Genomic DNA, 1,472 nt, shown 5'->3' with positions numbered 1-1,472 from the left:
AGAGAAAATATGGAGTATCAAAAATAAAAACAGCTTAAAAACAAAGATTTTAAGCTGTTTTTATACTTTTTTAAGGGGTTGTGCAACGGTTACCAGTGTTGTACCCAGTTATTATGGCGGTTAATACGAACCCTAGCTTGAATGGTGGTATTCAGTTTTGGGACATATTAGAGTTGTTTGATAAATACGGTTACAATCAATTTGAAAATCACAACTTTGAATTAATGTTAGAATTAGCTTGCATTATAGGATTTAAAGATGAAAAAGATGAAAAACATGTTGAAAATCTTCTAAAAAATACCAGAAGTAAGGTCTTTAAATCTTAACATCATTTCTCTATCGTCTGTCTCTAAATATTTAAATTTTATAACAGAATATTCTGGATCGGTTTCAATATAAACTTGCAACTGTTTTTCATTTATTTCTTTTACAAAATCAGGAGGAAGTCTATTTAAAGTAAAATTAACACAGTTCAATAATCTTATTGGAGAATAAACGTACTGAACTTGGTGTTCTTCTTTTTCATTAAAAACAACAACATTTTCAACTAGTTCTCTTTTTTCCATATTTTTAAATTTTAAGTTATGAGTGATAAGTCAGAAGCGCATAAGAGTTTTAGCATGAGTAAGGTCAGTCGGTTTAATTGGTTTTCAATTCAGGCTTATAAAAGTTTTTTCGTAAAACGCTATCCACATTTTTGGTTTTTTCTTCAAGAAAATTTAGTCTTGTATGTCCTTGCTCCGATTCTTTATTTATTATGCTTTTCGATGTTGTTTGTTTTGTGTTGTATTTCCATTGACTTATATTTAAAATAATAGAAGCTAAAGCTATTAAAGAAGTTATTACAGGTATTAAAATTTGAATGTAATACTTTATGTTTTCTCTTTTCTTATTTTTCTCTTTGTTTAAATATTTGTTTTCTCCATAAGAAAATATACCTTTTTGTATAGCAAAATACCCAAAAAATTCATTGTCGTATTTTTTTATTTCTTTATTTTCCTTTAAGATAGAAGTAACAACAAAAAGTTCATCTTTGTTTAAAGACATTTTTTTACACAATACATCTCTACTTACAGCTAAATCAACTTTTCTTTCTTTATGATAAACCTCACACTCTATTCTTTTTTGAACTAGAATTTTAAGAGTATTATGAGTTAATATATCATAATTCAATTTATCTCTAATAACGTTTTTGTTAATTTCGCTCATTGACTTATTCTATTTAAGTATTTTTTCTTTATCTTTCATTCTCTTTCCTCACCTTTCATTGGGCGGTTTCTAATTGGGTACAACGTGTTTGTATATGGTTTGTTGCGTGTTTCAAGCAACTAATTTAGTAAATAATTACGGACAAAGAAAGTCCGCGAGGACTTTCGTAAGTAGGCGAGAACAAGCAATTACTTATAGCCATTGTGCCTGTTGCACAACGTGTTGTTAAATATACAGAAATTTCGTATATTTAGTAATGCAAG

General features: G+C 28.0%; 3 protein-coding genes. 1 reads left to right on the top strand and 2 read right to left on the bottom strand.

The features are described from left to right. Positions 1 to 113 precede the first annotated feature (113 nt). Positions 114 to 326 carry a hypothetical protein gene (locus BM246_RS19710; protein ID WP_074940734.1) on the top strand — a complete coding sequence of 71 codons (213 nt, stop codon included), beginning with the start codon at positions 114 to 116 and terminating at the stop codon, positions 324 to 326. On the opposite strand, the gene BM246_RS19705 is transcribed toward BM246_RS19710, so the two are convergent. Further along, complete coding sequence (locus BM246_RS19705) at positions 291 to 566, bottom strand: hypothetical protein (RefSeq protein WP_074940733.1); 276 nt, start codon at positions 564 to 566, stop codon at positions 291 to 293. The two genes, BM246_RS19710 and BM246_RS19705, sit on opposite strands and share 36 nt — an antisense overlap. Before the next feature lie 73 nt (positions 567 to 639). After that, positions 640 to 1,209 (bottom strand): hypothetical protein, encoded by a 570-nt coding sequence (locus tag BM246_RS19700; protein ID WP_074940730.1) that lies wholly within the window; start codon positions 1,207 to 1,209, stop codon positions 640 to 642. Between the last annotated feature and the right edge of the window lie 263 nt (positions 1,210 to 1,472).

It is taken from the genome of Algibacter lectus, from assembly GCF_900112395.1.
Taxonomy (GTDB): domain Bacteria; phylum Bacteroidota; class Bacteroidia; order Flavobacteriales; family Flavobacteriaceae; genus Algibacter; species Algibacter lectus.
Note: the sequence above shows the minus strand (reverse complement) of the source record. Positions and strands in the feature narration are given on the sequence as shown.